The 17551-nt window shown below is 63.3% G+C and carries 19 protein-coding genes and 1 tRNA gene; 10 read left to right on the forward strand and 10 right to left on the reverse strand.

What is annotated here, in order from left to right; genetic code table 11:
• The first annotated feature begins 178 nt into the window (after window positions 1–178).
• The 5 genes from CSW57_RS20100 to CSW57_RS20120 all read left to right on the forward strand — a co-directional run bounded on the left by CSW57_RS20100 (window position 179) and on the right by CSW57_RS20120 (window position 3222).
• Window positions 179–712, forward strand: a complete 534-nt coding sequence (locus tag CSW57_RS20100) for a hypothetical protein (protein ID WP_099384251.1) — start codon at window positions 179–181, stop codon at window positions 710–712.
• Between the two features lie 109 nt (window positions 713–821).
• The gene (locus CSW57_RS20105; protein ID WP_099384252.1) at window positions 822–1244 is read left to right on the forward strand and encodes a DUF3052 domain-containing protein; all 423 of its coding nucleotides are present in this window, start codon (window positions 822–824) and stop codon (window positions 1242–1244) included.
• The gene (locus CSW57_RS20110) at window positions 1241–1723 is read left to right on the forward strand and encodes a peroxiredoxin (protein ID WP_099384253.1); all 483 of its coding nucleotides are present in this window, start codon (window positions 1241–1243) and stop codon (window positions 1721–1723) included. The genes CSW57_RS20105 and CSW57_RS20110 overlap by 4 nt, the downstream gene beginning before the upstream one ends.
• Before the next feature lie 95 nt (window positions 1724–1818).
• Window positions 1819–1890 (forward strand) — tRNA-Val (locus CSW57_RS20115).
• A gap of 483 nt (window positions 1891–2373) precedes the next feature.
• A complete protein-coding gene (locus tag CSW57_RS20120) occupies window positions 2374–3222 on the forward strand; it encodes a DUF4352 domain-containing protein (protein ID WP_143696585.1) in 849 nt (282 codons plus the stop codon).
• Window positions 3223–3428: 206 nt separating this feature from the next.
• On the opposite strand, the gene CSW57_RS20125 is transcribed toward CSW57_RS20120, so the two are convergent.
• From CSW57_RS20125 to CSW57_RS20145, 5 genes are read right to left on the reverse strand one after another with little or no spacing between them, the layout of a single operon-like run.
• Window positions 3429–4412, reverse strand: a complete 984-nt coding sequence (locus tag CSW57_RS20125; protein WP_099384255.1) for an ornithine cyclodeaminase family protein — start codon at window positions 4410–4412, stop codon at window positions 3429–3431.
• Between the two features lie 22 nt (window positions 4413–4434).
• Window positions 4435–5361, reverse strand: coding sequence for an ABC transporter permease (locus CSW57_RS20130; RefSeq protein ID WP_099384256.1), 927 nt, complete (start codon window positions 5359–5361; stop codon window positions 4435–4437).
• Window positions 5358–6500: an ABC transporter permease gene (locus CSW57_RS20135; protein ID WP_099384257.1), complete on the reverse strand. Its 1143-nt coding sequence runs from the start codon at window positions 6498–6500 to the stop codon at window positions 5358–5360. Before CSW57_RS20135 ends, CSW57_RS20130 begins: the two co-directional genes overlap by 4 nt.
• Window positions 6497–8017: an ABC transporter ATP-binding protein gene (locus CSW57_RS20140; RefSeq protein ID WP_099384258.1), complete on the reverse strand. Its 1521-nt coding sequence runs from the start codon at window positions 8015–8017 to the stop codon at window positions 6497–6499. The genes CSW57_RS20135 and CSW57_RS20140 overlap by 4 nt, the downstream gene beginning before the upstream one ends.
• Before the next feature lie 13 nt (window positions 8018–8030).
• Entirely contained in the window at window positions 8031–9029 is a 999-nt protein-coding gene (locus tag CSW57_RS20145; protein WP_099384259.1) for a BMP family ABC transporter substrate-binding protein, read from the reverse strand.
• Window positions 9030–9197: 168 nt separating this feature from the next.
• Between CSW57_RS20145 and CSW57_RS20150 the strand changes: the two genes are divergently transcribed.
• A complete protein-coding gene (locus CSW57_RS20150) occupies window positions 9198–9935 on the forward strand; it encodes a GntR family transcriptional regulator (RefSeq protein WP_189339333.1) in 738 nt (245 codons plus the stop codon).
• A gap of 42 nt (window positions 9936–9977) precedes the next feature.
• Here CSW57_RS20150 and CSW57_RS20155 read toward each other — a convergent pair whose 3' ends face one another.
• Window positions 9978–10457: a nucleoside deaminase gene (locus tag CSW57_RS20155; protein WP_099384260.1), complete on the reverse strand. Its 480-nt coding sequence runs from the start codon at window positions 10455–10457 to the stop codon at window positions 9978–9980.
• A gap of 590 nt (window positions 10458–11047) precedes the next feature.
• On the opposite strand from CSW57_RS20155, the gene CSW57_RS24530 reads away from it, so the two are divergent.
• On the forward strand, window positions 11048–11215 hold the full coding sequence (locus CSW57_RS24530; protein WP_189339334.1) for a hypothetical protein: 168 nt from the start codon (window positions 11048–11050) through the stop codon (window positions 11213–11215).
• A gap of 31 nt (window positions 11216–11246) precedes the next feature.
• On the opposite strand, the gene CSW57_RS20165 is transcribed toward CSW57_RS24530, so the two are convergent.
• Together CSW57_RS20165 and CSW57_RS20170 are read right to left on the reverse strand one after the other, a co-directional pair.
• Window positions 11247–11480: a three-helix bundle dimerization domain-containing protein gene (locus CSW57_RS20165; RefSeq protein WP_023953870.1), complete on the reverse strand. Its 234-nt coding sequence runs from the start codon at window positions 11478–11480 to the stop codon at window positions 11247–11249.
• Between the two features lie 102 nt (window positions 11481–11582).
• Entirely contained in the window at window positions 11583–11825 is a 243-nt protein-coding gene (locus CSW57_RS20170; protein ID WP_099384262.1) for a hypothetical protein, read from the reverse strand.
• A gap of 274 nt (window positions 11826–12099) precedes the next feature.
• Here CSW57_RS20170 and CSW57_RS20175 point away from each other — a divergent pair, with 274 nt between their 5' ends.
• Window positions 12100–12654, forward strand: a complete 555-nt coding sequence (locus CSW57_RS20175; protein WP_223249362.1) for an excalibur calcium-binding domain-containing protein — start codon at window positions 12100–12102, stop codon at window positions 12652–12654.
• 4 nt (window positions 12655–12658) lie between these two features.
• Here the strand turns inward: CSW57_RS20175 and CSW57_RS20180 are convergent, their stop codons facing one another.
• Complete coding sequence (locus tag CSW57_RS20180) at window positions 12659–13351, reverse strand: response regulator (protein WP_099384263.1); 693 nt, start codon at window positions 13349–13351, stop codon at window positions 12659–12661.
• Complete coding sequence (locus tag CSW57_RS20185; protein ID WP_099384264.1) at window positions 13348–14910, reverse strand: sensor histidine kinase; 1563 nt, start codon at window positions 14908–14910, stop codon at window positions 13348–13350. The genes CSW57_RS20180 and CSW57_RS20185 overlap by 4 nt, the downstream gene beginning before the upstream one ends.
• Before the next feature lie 111 nt (window positions 14911–15021).
• Between CSW57_RS20185 and CSW57_RS20190 the strand changes: the two genes are divergently transcribed.
• Window positions 15022–16431, forward strand: coding sequence for a cation:dicarboxylate symporter family transporter (locus tag CSW57_RS20190; protein ID WP_099384265.1), 1410 nt, complete (start codon window positions 15022–15024; stop codon window positions 16429–16431).
• A 152-nt stretch (window positions 16432–16583) separates the two neighbouring features.
• Complete coding sequence (locus CSW57_RS20195) at window positions 16584–17402, forward strand: potassium channel family protein (protein WP_370623996.1); 819 nt, start codon at window positions 16584–16586, stop codon at window positions 17400–17402.
• Window positions 17403–17551: the final 149 nt, after the last annotated feature.

The following is a 17551-nucleotide window of genomic DNA, read 5'->3' on the forward strand; positions in this document are numbered from 1 at the left end:
AGTCGTCCGGCAGGGTGACTGCCAGAAACCAAATGTGGCGCTGGACCCTGGTGAGGTCCTCGGCGTTCTCTCAATCGTGCCGCATGTGATGTTCGTTGGCATCGGAGGACGGCAAACTAGCCGAACCTACATGTGTTGTTGTGGATGTTCGAGCGGTACATGGGGCAGTATCTGCTCTGTGAAGTCCAGGTGGGTGGCCGGCGTTGTGGTGGCCGGGGCACTTTTCACCGGATGTGCCACCACTGTCGACGGTTCCAGCGGCGTAGACCCCAGCGACGTGCGCGCCTACCAGAGCGACGTGTCGGTCGCGGCGGAGCAATCTCGGATCGCGGAATCGTCGAGGGCCGCCGAGGCTGCGCGAACACTGACGGTCGGCCTCTGCGCGCAGTTCACCACCACCGTGGTGACCATGCTGAACGGCTACAACGAGTTCGTCACCAAACTCAATGACGTGCAGTCCTATTCGGACATGGGCGACAGCAGCCGGGTGGTGATCGACCAGCTCACCGCCGGTGAGCAGGCAATTACCGCGAAACTGGTGGGCGGCGTCGAACAGCCCGTGCAGACCCTTGTGCGGAATTTTCTCGACCGCAACCGGGAGTTGGTGACCGCGGTGAGGAACGAATATCGGGCCGGCCTCAACGACCCGGCAGACAAGTGGATCGACGCCAGGAACAAGGCTGTGGACGCGTGCGGGAAAGTTGCCGGTTGAAAAAGGTGCCATTCGGCTTGCAACTTGGGGGTTTACCCTGTTCGCTTGAGTCATCGAAGCGGACACGGACAGTGTTCGCCTATTTTTCTACTGACAGGAGGTCGTCGCGTTGGTTGCCGCTTCAGATGGTGATCGCGTCCAAAAGCTGGGAGTGACAGCGGGCATGATCGTGCAGGAGCTGGGGTGGGACGAGGACACCGACGACGACCTGCGTGCCGACATCGAGGATGCCATCGACGCCGAGATGGTGGACGACGACTCCGACGAGGTCGTCGACATGGTGGTGCTGTGGTGGCGGGACGGTGACGGCGATCTGGTCGACGCCCTGATGGATGCCATCACGCCGCTCGCCGACGACGGGTTCGTGTGGGTGTTGTCGCCGAAGACCGGAAGCGACGGTTACGTCGACCCCAGTGAGGTCGCCGAAGCCGCGCCGACCGCGGGCCTCACCCAAACCAGTGCCGTGAGTTTCGGTGACTGGCTGGGTTCTCGTCTGGTTCAACCGAAGACGCGAGCCGGCAAGAAGGCATGACCGACTCCGCTCAACAGGAGCTCGCGGTGGGCACCGCGGCTCCTGACTTCACGTTGCGTGATCAGAACAATCAGGACATCACCCTCTCCAACTATTTCGGCAAGAAGAACGTGCTCCTGGTGTTCTTCCCGATGGCGTTCACCGGCACCTGCGAAGGTGAGCTGAGCATGGTGCGCGACCGGCTGCCGGACTTCGAGAACGACAACTCGGCGTTCATCGCGGTCTCGGTGGGCACATCGCCCACCCACAAGGTGTGGTCGGCGGCGCAGGGGTATCTCTTCCCGATCCTCGCGGACTTCTGGCCCCACGGGCGCGTCGCTCAGCTGTACGGCGTATTCAACGAGGACAAGGGCTACGCCAACCGCGGCACCTTCGTCATCGACAAGACCGGACACATCGCATTCTCAGAGCAGATGGCCGCCGGGCAAGTCCGTGACCAGTCGCTTTGGGAGAAAGCCCTGGCCGCGCTAGATTCTTGAAGGTGTCTGACGCCTTCGGGTGTCGGACGGGCGGCGAGTCCATGTTTTCTCTCGCCGTCGCGGCCGGTCGAACTCGCCTTCGGTTCGGTCGCCCCGCGCGTATAGCTCAGCGGTAGAGCTCTGGTCTTACACACCAGCGGTCGGGGGTTCAAATCCCTCTGCGCGCACCGCATTTAAAGGGTTGGACCCGTTTTGTTCGTTGTGTCACAAGCGTCTGACGCCTCTCAGCAGCCAGGCTCAGCGAGTCGTTCTAGTAGTGCCCATACTTCTTCTCCGTGAAGCCAGCGTCCACACGACCGAGCCACGGCGATAACGATGACTTGCGCGCGTGGCCATCTGGCCTCTGCGAGCCGTCGAGGATTGCTACACCAGCGGAGCAGCGCGGCGTCGATAGTCCACCACACAGCGTCTCCGAGCACGTTCACCGCCACCGCCAGCACCGGGCCGCCCACGCCCCCCGGCTCGCTCCGTGCGAACAAATAGAAAATCAGCGATCGGTGAGCTGTTCGGATGGTTGCAGTCCGTTATCTCCAGAAAATCGACCGAGTGATAGATGATTCTGTGGACACCGGCCTCCAGTCCGATTCCGCGAATCGGTTGCGGCGCCTGCAGCCATCGGGTCGCCGCCCGACCACAGAGAAAGTCTCAACATGAAGCGCACGCTGGTGGCTGTCGCCGCACTCTCACTCCTTATGGCGGGATGTTCCAACGGAGGCAAAGACGCACCATCGTCATCGTCGGCCGAAGCGCGTGCTGCGATCGCAACGACGACCACCGCACCTGAAGTAGAGACTTTCAAGATTGGAGAAAGTGCTACTAACGGCGGCGTGAAGCTGACGGTGACCAGCGCAACCAACCCACCGACCATCCCGATGATGACCAACAGCATGCGGAAGAACAGTGGCTACGACGTTTACGGCGACGTTGCGCCTCGGGCGGGCGGAAAGTTCGTCCGTGTAGATGCCACCATTGAGAATGTCGGTCAGGCTTCGATGGATCTGACATGCAGTTGGCCCATCGCAGTGTTCGCCGCTGACGCGACCAATCGGATGTTCGACCCGGTCGACGAACTGTACAAACTGCAAGGCACTCCCGAGTGCAATGAGAACCTTCAGCCTGGGTTCTCCTCGCCGATGACCTACGTGTTCGAGGTACCTGAATCGGCGGATGTCAGGATTTTCGGCTTTGCCGATACCAAGAGGGATTCCGAGGACCCCACTTTCGTTGTCATCACGCCCCAGACACCCGGTCCGATCGCACCCCCGGTCGAGACCGACGTGACACCAGAACTAACGGCTGAGCCAACATATGAGGCACCGATCGAGGCTCCAGTCGTCAGCGAGGAGCCGCCGGTTGGGTACACCGCAGCACCCACGGGTGAACCAACGCCGCTTCCAGGCAAGGAGATTGACTACTGCATGAACGGGCCCACATACCAGACCGGCACTACGATGTTCACCGACGGCACCACAGGATGGACCCAGGAATGCGCGGGTTAGCGACCGCGCCACACACCTGAAGCGCGCACCCGGAGAACGGCTGAGGGTTTCCCTGTTGGCCCCGAGCAATACGCCCGGCGGCTTCGTCAGGTCGCCGGATATTCTGGCATCGCCGATAGTCGCACATCCATGCAGTCAAGTGACCTTTTTGTCTGTTCGGCCTAAGGTTCGAATCCCTTTGCGCGCACATCATCTACACCGACCCCTCACGCATTCAAGCGCACACTCGCCCCGACACCCTGTTGCGTCGCCAGATCGACCAACGTCCGGGCGGTCACCAAATCTTGTAGACCGATCCCCACGGAGTTGAACAGGGTGATGTCGTCGTCGCTTCGGCGGCCGAGGGCGGGATTCACAATCACATCGCCGAGTTCGACATCGACGCCCTGCGTCCGAAGGTGGCCTTCGGCGATCGCCAACAAGACATCTCCCGATTTGGTGAGTGCGGTCGGAATGCTGTCGACGATCAGCCGGCTGCTGCCGATACCGGGACCGTCGATCTCACGGTGGTCTGCGCGGGGAGGAGCGCCGACGGCGTTGAGGTGCAGGCCCGGCCGGAACCAGGCGCCCTCGACGATCGGTTCGCGCGACGGCGTCAGTGTGCAGACGATGTCGGCGGAGGCGAGGATCGACCGAGGGGATTCGGCGTACTCGATCTGGATGTCGAGATCGGCTGTCCGACGACGGAAACTGTCGACGGTTGACGCCGACCGCGACCACACCAGAACCTTCTCGATGTTCCGGATGCGGCAGATGGCGCGGGCGTGCTCCACTGCGAGGGTTCCGGCACCGATGAGCCCCAGGATCGAGCTCCGCTGCGTGGCAAGGTGAGCAGTCGCCACCGCGCTCGCCGCAGCAGTACGGATGGCCGTGATGAGGCGGCCGTCGAGTACCGCTTCGCACTCGCCGCTCTGTGCCGACATCAGCAGGATGGTCGATCGCTGACTCGGGAGCCCGCGGCCGACATTGGCCGGCATGTCCGACAACATCTTGACGACGCTGGCGGCCAACGGTTCTGACGACGCCACCATCGGGAGCGCGGTGCCGCCGTCGGCGATCGGCAACTGAGGGGGAGCGGGGTTACTCGCAGCACCTGACGTCAGATCCGCGTGAGCTTGCTCCACGGCGCGAAAGACCGAAGCCCGGTCGATGAGCGCGTCAATGTCGGAATGGGTGAGGATGAGGGTCATGTCGCCTTCCGGGGCAAGAGGTTCAGGAACGGCCGGCGTACGGCACGGTGAGGCACGACGGGGCTCGGCGGCCACCGACCACGCCGCTGATCGCGACGATGGCGATGACGTACGGCAGCATCAGCAGAATCGCGTAAGGGATGTCGACACCGACGGCAGGCAAGGCAAACTGAAGCGATCGGGCAATCCCGAAGAACAGGCACGCCCACACGATTCCGATCACTTTCCAGCGCCCCGCGATCACTGCGACCACGGCGAGGTACCCGAGGCCGGCAGTCATGTTCTCGCTGAACGACTGCACTTCCGACAGCGCCAGTTGAGATCCCGCGAGACCGCCTGTTGCGGCAGCGAGCAAGACGCACGCGGCTCGGATCTTGTTGACGGACAATCCCGCCCAGCCGGCCGATGTGGCGTCCTCGCCGACGGCGTCCACGCGGATTCCCGCCATGGTCTTGCCGGAGAACAGCAGCGCCAGCGCGATCACCACGAGCACGCAGAGGTATCCGAGGACTGATTGGCCGAACAGGGCGGGACCGACGATCGGGATGTCGGTCAGCAGGGGGATGTCGACACCGTCGAAACCGGGCACACCTTGGCCTTTGCCGTTCTCGAGGAAGATGCGAGCACCGTAGGTGGTCAATCCCAGAGCCAATGCGTTGCCGGCAATTCCGACAACGATCTGGTCGGCTCGGAACCGTACGGTGAGCAGCGCCTGGATGATGCCGAAGATGAGCGCGGCGAGCACACCGCTGATGACGCCGAGCATCGCCGAATCAAGTGTGGCCGAGGCCAACACGCTCGCAAACGCCCCAGTGAGCATGATGCCTTCCATGCTGAGGTTGAGCACACCTGCACGTTCGCTGATCGATTCCCCTGCTGCGGCCACGATGAGCAGGATCGCGAAGGCCACCCCGCTGGTGAGGACCTGGGTGAGCATGTCGATGTTCATGACGTCGCCTTTGCAGGGGCTGTGATGGCGGGTGCCGACGTGGTCTCAGGGGGCGCCGGTGATCTCGACCGGGTGGTCCACAAGGCAGCGCCGGCGATCAAGATGATCAGCACGCTCTGCACCACGATCACGGTGGATGACGGCACTCCCGCGGCCAGCTGCAGATTGATGCCGCCCGCAACCAGGAATCCCAGGAACAGCGACACCCCGGCGACAGCTGTCATCGACCCGCGCGCCAGCAAACCGACCACAAGTCCGGTGAAACCGAAACCCGACGAGAACCCTTCGGCCAAGACGAACGGGGCGGACGTGACAAGGATCCCGCCGGCAAGCCCGGAAAACCCACCTGCGGTGGAGAGCCCCAGGAAACGGACGCGATCAACCGGGACGCCTAGTCGAGCCGACGCGGTCGGTGACAGTCCCACCGAGCGGAGCCGTAGTCCGATTGCGCTGTGCCGCAGAACCACTCCGACGGCCGTGATGGCAAGGAGGGCAACGACGATGGCCACGGTGGCCGGCGACTTCGTCAATCCCAGCAGCGGGAGGTGGCTCGCTTCGCTCAGCGACTCCGACTGGGGGAGCGTCTCCGACGAGGTCATCGGCTGCCGGAGCAAGCTCGGCTCCTGGACCATCAACACAACCAACGCCAGTCCGACAAAGTTGAGCAGCAGGGTGGTGATGATCTCGCTGGTACCGCGCCGAACATAGAGCCACGCCGCGATGGCCGCCCAACAAGCGCCGGCCAATACGGCAGCCACCAGCGCCAGAGTGACTCCGACGAAGAGAGGCATGGAGTCGGGGATGGTCACGCCCACCGCGGTGGCAGCAATGCCGCCGAGACAGATCTGGCCTTCGCCCCCGACGTTCACCAGACCGGCCCGATAAGCGACGGTGAAGCCCGCCGCGATGAACATGATGATGGCAGCGTTGTTCAACGAGGTGCCGACGGCGAAGGGCGAGCCGAATGTTCCCTGGATGAGAGCGTCGACGACGTCGGCGGGTCCGGCCCCAGCGCCTGCGGCGAGCAGCAGTCCGACGCCAGCGGCGATCACCAGGGCAACGACAGCGACCACAAGCGGACTGTGGGCCCAATTGCCTTGCCGCAGTTTGGTGCGGAGCGGCCCAGCCGTCGGGATCATCCTGCCACCCCCATCATGAGCTCACCGATGTCGTTTGTGGCAGAGGAAGACTCGGAGTCGATAGACCCGCGAATGGTGCCGCGGTAGGCGACGACGATGCGCGAGCAGAGGGTGACGAGCTCGTCGATTTCGCTGGAGATCACCAACACTGCGGCGCCAGACGCCGCGGCGGCCCGAAGGCGGTCGAGCACAAAGGCGACGGCACCGACGTCGAGCCCGCGGGTGGGTTGAGCCGCGACGACAACACGCAGCCCCGGGGTCGACAATTCCCGGGCCAGCACAACCTTCTGCTGGTTGCCGCCGGACAATGATCCGATGGGGATGTCGGGACCACTGGCGCGGATCGAGTACTCCGTGATGGCCTGCGCGGCATCAGCTCTCATACGCCGGCGATCCAGGAGTCCCCAGCGTCGGTAGTCACTCAATCGACCGAGTGCGTAGTTCTCGGCGAGTGATAGTTCGGCGATCATGCCCTCGGCATGCCGGTCTTCGGGAATGACACCCATGCCGGCACGGGTGCGCTGCGCCGGAGTGTGTTCGGTGATGTCGAGTCCGTCGACACTGACTGTTCCGTGATCAGCGGCGACGGACCCGGACAACACTGCCGCCAGCTCCGACTGGCCATTGCCTTCGACACCTGCGATGCCGACGATCTCTCCCGAGTGGACAGTCACATCGACGTCTGCCAGGGCAGTGCTGCCGTCTGGGCGGGACAGCGTGACTCCCTTGACTTCCAAGCAGGGTGCTGCGTTGTGCGGTGGCGATGCCGGGCGTCGTTCGGACACAACACGTTGCGCGCCACCGAGGATCAGGTCGAGCAATGAGTCCAGCGGTGTCTGCGACAGCCGGCCTCCGCCGACGACCGTCCCGCCTCGAAGCACAGTCGCCGCGTCGGCCACGCGGGCGACCTCCCCGAGTTTGTGGGTGATCAGGACAACCGACTTGCCGTCGGCGGCAAGGGCATTGCAGGTCTCGATCAGCGAGTCGATCTCGCCGGGGTCGAGTACCGCAGTCGGTTCGTCGAGCAGGATGAGGTCTGGCCCGCGAAGCAGGGCTTTGACGATCTCCACCCGCTGTCGTGCGCCGATCGGCAGGTCACTGACACGGGCAGTGCGGTCCACGGTCAATCCGTACGAATCGGCTATGCGCGCCAGGCCCTGCTCCACCTCATCGTGTGGCTGGCGAAACCCTCGCCGGCCCAACAACAGGTTGTCTTCCACCGTCATCGTGGGGATCAGCGAGAAGTGCTGATGCACCATGGCGACGCCGGACTCGAGTGCCGCTGCCGGTGTCAAAGGGCGATACGGGGCTCCGTCGATGGTCATACTGCCCTGGTCCGCTGACACCGTTCCGTACACGACGTTGCACAGAGTCGACTTGCCTGCGCCGTTCTCTCCGAGGATGCAATGCACCGTGCCGCGTTCGACGGCCATGGTGACATCGTCGAGGGCGCGAACACTGCCATACGACTTACCGATTCGGTCGAGCGTCAACAGCGGGCTGGTTGCTGGGGTCATCGCGTCGGCCGTTTCAGTATGCCGTGACAGAGCCGGAGGTCAGCGCCGCCTTTGCGTCGGTCAGCGCCTTGGTGGCGGCCGGGTCATCCGAGCAGAGGATGAAGTCGCTGCCACCCTTGTCTGTTGTCAGACCGAACGGAACCTGTGCAGCCGCCCACGAGCCGTCGAGCGTTGAGGAGACGGCGTATTCGATCTCGGTCCCGATGTCGGTGCGGACAAAACCTACGTATACCGGGTTTGCGCAATCTCCGGGAATCGGCCCGCCGACCATACGATTGCCCGAGTCGCGTGCAGCTTGTTCGATGCCTTGTTTGCCGAGGTTGACGATCTGACCGAGGATGTTGGCACCTCCCGCGTAGGCGGTGCCCGCAGCCTGTTTGGCTTTGGCGGGATCGTTGAAGTCGCCGACATACTGGGGGCTGAAAACCTTGACGTCGGGTCGGACAAACGTCGCCCCGTTCGAGAACGCCTTGGCCGCATTGACGATGGCCGGCAACTCGACGCCTCCGACGAATCCGACCGTTCCGGTGGCCGATGAAGCCGCTGCCACTGCACCGGAGAGGAATTCGGCTTCGGCCTGCTGCGGATCGTAGTAAGCGAGATTGTCCATCGGCTCGGCGTCGGAAGGTCCACCGATCTCGACGAACTTCACATCTGGGAACTGAGGGGCGATCTTTCGCACGTCGGCGTCGGTCTGGCCGCCGACCGAGATGACCAATTCGTTCTCAGAAGCGAAGCGCTGCAATGCCTGCTGGTAGTCAGCCGGTACAACCTGCTCGACATAGCTGAGGTCCACCTTGTCGCCGAGTGCCTGTTCGACCCTCTGGTATCCGAGGTAGCCCGACTCCATGAATCCGGTGTCGGTGACAGAGCCGGGGAAGAAGACTCCCACCGACAGGCTTCCGTCGTTGGCGTCGGCGCCTGACGTGCCACACCCTGACATCCCCACCGCAATGGCGCCGGCTGCGAGCAGCGCCACCGGAACGCGGACGGTTGTGGATCGAAGTCTCATGGTGTCTCCTGTCGTCGGCCGCTGTGTTTTAGCGGTATACCGTTACGAGAAGAGTGGGGGCTGAGTGTTTCCATCCGATTACGAGGCGGTTAGTTATTGGTATACCGCTAAGTGGGTCTGGCTAGACTCGGTTGAACGAGGCGAGATCCGCGAGAGGACTTGGTGTTCATGCCTGCGGTAGAAGAGCTGACGGGTTCGGCGAACGATCGAAAGTCATTGCGCCAGCACGCGTATGAGGAGATTCGCCGCCAAATCGTAGATCTGCGGCTGGCGCCGGGGTCAAGGCTGGTCGAGCGCGATCTTGCCGCGGAACTCGATGTCTCGCGTATTCCGCTGCGCGAGGCGTTGCAGTTGCTGCAGCAGGACGGACTGGTGGTTTTGGTGCCGCGACAAGGCGCAATCGTTTCGCCCTTCAGCGAGAACGATGTCCGAGATCTGTTCGACGTGCGCGAGAGTCTCGAAGTCCTTGCCGCCCGGCTTGCTGCAGAGCGAGCCGACGAGGAAGGTCTCGCCCGGTTGTCGGAGCAACTCGAAGCCGCTCGTGCGGCGACGCTGAAGCGGGACCGCCCAGCGATCGCAGCGGCCAATGCCAAGTTTCACCAAATGATCGTCGACCTGTCCGCGAACCCTCTGCTGGAGTCGCTGCTGCGCCCTCTGGAGGCGCGCACGCAGTGGCTCTTTCATCTGACAAAAGACCGGGATCCGGGCCGTCAGTGCCATGAGCACGAGGAAATCCTTGCCGCCATCGCAGCCCACGACGCCGACCGTGCGGCCGAATCAGCGTTCCTTCACGTTCATTCGGGCCGGGAGGCAAGTCTTGCCATGGCCGCCGAATGGTCGGGCGGGTCGATCGATCCGGTGGAGGCCACGAAGGGACGTCGGCGGGCGAGATCTGAACCGACTTGAGCGGTAGGTGCTACACGGTCGGACAGCGAGCCAGGGTTCCGGCTAAACGCTGAATCGCTGTGCGTGCAGGGCCCGCATCTCGTCGACCAGAGCATCAGCCGGCCCATCTACCGGCACTTGGGGCGCAACGGTATTGATCGGCAGGCCGGCAACCGGGGAGAGAGGAGCATTCCATTCCGCGAGCCACTCCGACAATTGAGACGACGACACGGCATAGGCAATTCGGCCCAGTCCGACCCACGCGTGCGCGGCGGCGCACATCGGGCAATGCTCTCCGGAGGTGTACACCGTGGCCGCGGCCCGCGCGGCCGGCTCCATGTTCTCCACTGCCCACAACGCGATCGTCAGCTCCGGATGCCTCGTGTTGTCGCCGTCTTTGACGCGGTTGCGCTCTTCGAAAAGTGTTCGGCCGTCTGCGCTCACGAGCACCGAACCGAAGGGTTCATCGCCGGCCGCCAGTGCTTCGCGTGCCAGATCCACGCATCGCCGTAGGTGCTGTACATCGTCGTTCGTTATGCCCACAGGTGCGAGCGTACGACACCCTGACTCGGTGACCAGGTGTGTCCACGGTGGGGTACTGGACGGACCCGCGATTTGCCACAGGCCTGTTTCGAATCGCCACAATGCTGAAACTGAATTGTTCAATCGGCTTTGTCGGCGAAACTCAATTTGATTGGGTGACCAATTCGTTCGCAGAACCAACTCAACCCGCTTAGCAAGGATTGGCAATGGAATCGCTCGACGTGGTCGGTCGGTTGATGCGCGATGGTGAGACGAATGAACCCGACGGCTACACCGGCGCTGCGGCTCCGTAAAGCTACGGCGAGGTGACCCTGCGGAGCGTCGTGCACCGAGCACCTGCCCGGTGCCACACGTAAAGACAGCCCGCTGGTCTGCAGCTCACCAGCCAGGGGCAACGTTGCGGACAAACTGGCGTGATGGGACGATCAGGCTGGGAACAGGCCGTGAATCTGATTCGACATTGTTCGAACTGGCTTTGAAATCCGACGGTTTTGATCGTCAGAATCATAAACTCTGATCGTGACGATCAATTCGAAATTACTTTTAAAAGAACAGTTTCCCAATTCGGGATAGTGGGCCATACTTTCGACGTGTTCTTATGGATAGGCGTCGCCGTAGCCGCTTGGGTATTGATCTCGATCTTTGTTGCCATGGTGATGGCGCGCGTGATCAGTCACGCAGATCTCGAAGCCGAGGCCGCGGATCTTCGCGCTCTGCAGTCTGCGGGTCGGCCAAAAGAGACCGCCGGAAGCGCGTGATATCGCTTCCCGTCTCCTGGACGCATGGCCCTTAGCTTGATTCTTCGAGGGACTCAGGCGTGGCGACAGGGTTCCCACCGAGTTCTTCTTCTGCCCGACGTTCGGTGAGAAGCGGGACGAAGTCGCGGATGGGTTGGCCATCGAACTTCCGGTATGCGTCCTCGACGACCTCGGCGACAGCTTCCGTCGGTACATCCGCGTGCTTGTCCGCGAGTTTGTCGGCGATCTGCTCGATCTGCTGCTGCTCTTGATCCTCGGGGTTCATACCTTTGACCGTACGGCGCGCACGTCGGACCCTCTAGTTTGTTCACGGGCTGTTGGCCCTACCGCCATCAGCTATTCGAGTGCATTGTGACGCGTACGGCGATCAGGCCCCGAGCTTGGCGATCCGGTCGTCGAGGAGCGCGGCGATGGATGTCAGCTCCTCGTCGTTGACGTGCGCGACGTCATGAGTCTCGCGCAATTCGCGCGCGGTGGCGACCACCAGCGCCGACTCATCCTTCTCCGCGCTTGCGCCGTCGACGACCGACAGCTGACCCATTTCCAAGATCAGATGCGCATCCTCGAACGAACTCTCGAGAAGTTCCCGGACGTGTGTTTCCGACACCATCGGTTGTCCCTTTCATAGCTACGACCATGATCTGACTCGATCCGGCAGGTACCCGTTGATTGCCGAGGGCAAACTCCGCGCATGACCGGCCACGGCAATATTCGAACGCTGGACAAGTGCAGGCGGGGAAGCAGCTACAACTCGAAAAGCCACAGACAGGCCGTGTCTGTAACGAACTGGTGGCTCACCGATATAGGTGGGTGAATGGCTCGGACCGGTGGGGAAGTCGCTGGTAGCAGCGCATTTCATTACCCTTCCGAAAGGTTTTTGTTCCATGACGCAACAGTTCTCCATGCCCGATAACTGGGATCGGCCGACCGGTGGGTCCCCATATGGGCAGCCACCGAAGAAGAAGCGGAAATGGCCGTGGATTGTTGGTGCTGTCTTCGCGCTACTGATGATCGTCGGCCTCGTCGCGCCTTCGGAGGAGAAGGCTGATGAGAAGCCGAAAACTGTTGCCGAAGCGTCGACACCTGCGGTGACATCACCGCCGAAGACAACATCAACAACCACCACCGCGACCACAACCACGACGACAGCGGCACCGCCAACCCGAATCGTGACCTCAGTGGTGACCTCGATCGTGGAAGTGCCGGTCACCCGCGGCATTCCGGACACGAACACTGCGACTCAGGCACCACTGCCTGTCATGCCGCGGACGTCGACACCGGCATACGTGCCCATCGCACCCGGTTCCAACGCCGGAGCGGTCTATTACGAGAACTGCACAGCGGTGAAAGCAGCAGGTGCTGCTCCGATCATGCAAGGAGAAGCCGGCTACCGGTCCGCCCTTGACCGCGATGGCGACGGGGTGGCGTGCGAGACATAGCCGCTCAGCGCCGCCACTGGTAACGGATCTTGGGCCGACCGGCATTGCCGTAGTCCGTGTGGCGAGAGAGGGTTCCCTCGTCGGCCAGGCGTTCGAGATAACGCCAGGCCGTCACCCGTGACACCCCGACCTGGTTGGCGGCCTCGGCGGCGGTGAGACCTTCGGGACTGTCGCGGATCCGGCGGGCTATCTCGTCGGTGGTGCCGGGTGCCGCGCCTTTCGGGGCCGCGGATTTGTCTGTGGTGCCGCGTAATTCGGCGATGGCACGGTCGACCTCGGTTTGGCTGGCCGCGTCGGTACCTGCGGGCAAGGCTTGTCGATAACGCTGGTATCGCTCGAGGCGGTCGCGGAAGGCGGCGAACGTGAACGGTTTGAGCAGGTACGCCAGCGCCCCGTGGGCGACGGCGGCGCGCACCATCTCCAGATCTCGTTCGGACGTGATGGCGATGATGTCGGGGGCCGGGCGTAGCCCTGACAGTGCTGATGCCAGGTCGATCCCGCTGGCGTCGGGCAGCCCCAGATCGAGGAGGACGAGGTCGATCGGGGCTGCCGTTGTCGCGGACTCTGCGGCCGATCGCATGGCATCCTGCGCCGTATGCACAACGGCGACAACGGAAAAACCGTCGATCCTGCCAAGATACGTGCGGTGGGCTTCGGCGATCAAGGGTTCGTCTTCGACGACGAGAACGTTGATCATGCCGGCGGCCCGAAGGTGACGGTGACAACCGACCCGTAGGTCACCTCGGCGGTGAGGGTGCCTTCATGGCGATCGACGACCTGGGACACGAGCGCCAAACCCAGTCCGCGCCTGCCAGATTCGCCACCGGACTTGGTGGAGTATCCGCGCTCCCTCGCTTTGCTGAACTCCTCAGCATCCATGCCCGGCCCGCTGTCGGCGACCTGGATCAGCAGATGTTCGCCATCTTGCCGTACGGTGACCTCCACCCAGGGGTCGGACCGGTCGCATGCATCCAAGGCGTTGTCGACGAGGTTGCCCACCACGGTGACGAGTTCTTGGCCCGACAACACGGCGTGCTCGCTGTCCGAGGGAATCACGGTGTCGTCGGTGATCGTCAACTCGATGCCCCGTTCGTCGGCTTGAGCGCTCTTGCCCAGCAGCAGGGCAGCCAGTGCGGGTTCACCGACCGATTCGGACAGCCGGTCCACCAGTTGCTGCGACAACTCCAACTCGGTGGTGGCGAAGCGGACGGCCTCGTCGCCGCGTCCCATCTCCACCAGCGTCACGATGGTGTGCAGGCGGTTCGCCGATTCGTGAGCCTGCGATCGCAGCGATTCGGTGAACACCTTCATCGAGTCGAGTTCGCCCAGGGCGCCCTGCAATTCGGTCCGATCACGAATGGTGACCACCTCGGTCTCCGGCGACCGATTGTCAGGGACACGAGACCTGTTGACCACCAGTACCCGGTCGCCCGTCACATGGACTTCATCGCGTGCGCCGGGGGAGTACGACCGAAGAAATGCCGGCAGGCTCTCTTTGTCCACCTCGCCCGCAGGCAGTGCCAGCAGGCGCCGGGCTTCGTCATTGGCCAGGGCCACGCCATGTCGATCCAGCACGATCAATCCTTCCGACACCGAGTGGAGGATGGCGTCGTGATGTTCATACATCACCTGCAGTTCGGTGGGAGCCAACCCGTGTGTCTGCCGCAGCAGGCGACGGCGGATCGCCCAGATCCCGACGAGCGACACGAGCAACGCTCCGGCGGCGATCAGCAGGATCTGCGGCAACTGCTGCTGCCAGCGTGAGAAGAGCGTCTGCTGGGTGATCCCCGCCGACACCAGTCCGACAATGTCGCCGGACGATGAGCGCACCGGCGCGACTGCGCGGATCGAGGGACCGAGAGTGCCGGTGTAGACCTCGGTGAAGGTGCGGCCCTGCAACGCCGGGTCGATGGTTCCGATGTACGGCCGGCCGATGAGCTCGGGGTTCGTGTGGGTGAAGCGTGTCCGGTCGGGCGCCATGATCGTGATGAACGCGATCTGGGTATCTGCCCGAACCCGTTCGGTCACGGGTTGCAGCACCGCTGTCGCTGTCCCGGATTCGATGGCCGCTGCGGTCGCCGGCGATTCGGCCAGCGCGCTGGCGATGCCGGTCACCTGCAACCGGGCCGCAGCGTCACCGTCGCGCCTTGCGTCGACTATCGCCAGTGCACTGCCGCCCAGGACCATCACCGCGATCACGACCAGCTGCAGCACAAACGTTTGGCCGGCAAGTGAACGGGGCACCAACCTGGCCATGAAACCTCTCCGTCGATTGAACGTAATGAACTAAATGGTGACCTGGCTCACCCCCGTGGAACACCATCCTTGCAGACCCATTCTTGCCACCAGTCAGAAGGAAGTTCGATCATGACAACCACACACGATCGTCAGGCCGACGGGGACGCTGCCGTTCCGAAACGACGCGATCGCACGCACTGGCTGTACATCGCGGTGATCGTGGCCGTGATCGCCGGTGTCCTGGTCGGCATCCTGGCTCCCGGGGTCGGCAAGGACGTCGGAGTCCTCGGCACGATGTTCGTCAGCCTGATCAAGATGATGATCAGCCCGGTCATCTTCTGCACCATCGTCCTCGGTATCGGGTCGGTGCGCGCAGCCGCCACAGTCGGAAAGGTGGGCGGCCTGGCTTTCGCCTACTTCCTGGGTATGTCGACGGTCGCGCTGGCGATCGGACTCGTGGTCGGCAACCTACTCAAGCCCGGTGATGGTCTGACCCTCGACCCCTCGGCGATGGGCAAGGGCACCGAACTGGCCGACAAGGCACACGAATCGGGCGGCACGCTGGACTTCATCCAGTCGATCATCCCGACGTCGATGCTCTCGGCGCTGACCGAGGGCAGTGTGTTGCAGACCCTGTTCATCGCACTGCTGGTCGGCTTCGCCATCCAGAGTCTGGGCAAGTCGGGCGAATCCGCGCTGCGAGCCATCGAGACGCTGCAGAAGATCGTGTTCAAGGTGCTCGCCATGGTGCTGTGGCTCGCCCCGATCGGCGCTTTCGGCGCGATCGCGAACGTCGTCGGCCAAACCGGTTGGAGTGCGGTCACCGAACTGCTGACGTTGATGCTCGGCTTTTATGTCACCTGCGTGATCTTCGTCTTCGGAATCCTCGGACTGCTACTCCGCTTTGTCGCCGGCGTCTCGATCTTCAAGTTGGTGCGCTACCTCGCCCGTGAGTATCTCCTGATCTTCGCCACCTCGTCGTCGGAGTCGGCGTTGCCGCGGTTGATCGCCAAGATGGAGCACCTCGGCGTCGAACGCACCACTGTCGGAGTTGTTGTCCCGACCGGCTATTCGTTCAACCTCGACGGCACGGCGATCTACCTGACCATGGCCTCGCTGTTCGTGGCCGACGCCATGGGTCAGCCACTCTCGCTCGGGGAGCAGATCTCGCTGCTGGTCTTCATGATCGTTGCCTCCAAGGGTGCGGCCGGCGTCAGCGGCGCGGGCCTGGCCACGCTCGCCGGCGGTCTGCAGAGCCACCGTCCCGAACTCCTCGACGGCGTCGGGATCATCGTCGGAATCGACCGGTTCATGTCGGAAGCGCGTGCGGTGACCAACTTCTCCGGCAACGCGGTGGCAACCATGCTGGTCGGTTCCTGGACCAAGACGATCAACAAGGATCAGGTCGACAACGTGCTGCGCGGTGACGATCCGTTCGACGAGCTGACGATGGTCGACGACGGCCACGACAGCTGGGACAAAGACGACGACGACTCCGGCACAAAGGTGGACACCACGAAGAAGCCGGTGACTGCCTGAGTCTCACCTCTGACAACGCTGCGCCGCGGACCGCTGGTCCGCGGCACAGCTGTTTTCATGCGGTGACCGTCGACAATTTGCTGAAATGGGCGAATCGAATATCCCGCGGGGTCACACCGATCGGGGGGGCGTTCGCGACGTGAGGGGACCAGGTGGCCACAGAGGTCGACGATGGCGCGCACAGCCCTGCGATCTCACAGCAGGACCGGTGGATCCATCTGACCGAGTGGCCGCTGGCCATCGCCGGGGTCGTGTTCGTTCTCTGCTACGCCGTCGAAGTACTCGCCCAACCGGGTGGAACGGCGGAGGACCTCCTCGAGGCGGTCATCTTCATCACCTGGGCCAGCTTTGTCATCGACTACCTGGTGCGGCTCGGTCTCGCGGGTGAGCGACTCCGCTGGTTCGTCCGGCACCTCCCGGAACTGCTGATCGTGGCTCTACCCGTCCTGCGTCCCTTACGTCTGCTGCGCCTGCTCGCGGTACTCGCCGTACTCCATCGCGTTGCCGGTCAGGCAATCCGCGGACGGGTACTGGCGTACACGGTGGTTGCCTGCCTGATGCTGATCTTCGTCGCGTCGCTGGCGATCCTCGACACCGAGCGGGGCAGCGACGACGCCACCATTCGTAACTTCGAGGACGCGTTGTGGTGGTCCATCACCACGGTCACCACCATCGGCTACGGCGACTACGCGCCGACCACGCTCACCGGGAGGATGATCGCGGTCGGTCTGATGATCGGTGGCATCAGCCTGATCGGCGTCGTCACGGCCAGCATCGCCACCTGGATCGTCGAACGCGTCAACGAGACCGACGAAGCCAATCTCGCGGCCACCAAGCGTCAGATCGACGCGCTGCACGACGAGGTCCGCGACCTGCGGGCCGACATCGCCCGGCTCACATCACAGCCGCACCCGGGATCGGCGACCGATGCCGCGGTCGTCGGCTCGGCCGACGCCGAACGCCGGCTGTGACGCCGCGGAGAAGCAGCTGGTCGTAGCGGGTATCGGCGGATCGGCGACCGCCGAAGCAATGAAAAGCGGTAGGCCAGTCGCTAGGCTACGAAGGGTCGACCTGTAGCCCTCGGGTCGACAGACCGATCGAACAGCAAGCCCTGGAGGCG

Origin of the sequence: Williamsia muralis, from assembly GCF_002735905.1 — a bacterium.
In the GTDB taxonomy this organism is placed as follows: Bacteria; Actinomycetota; Actinomycetes; order Mycobacteriales; family Mycobacteriaceae; genus Williamsia; species Williamsia muralis_A.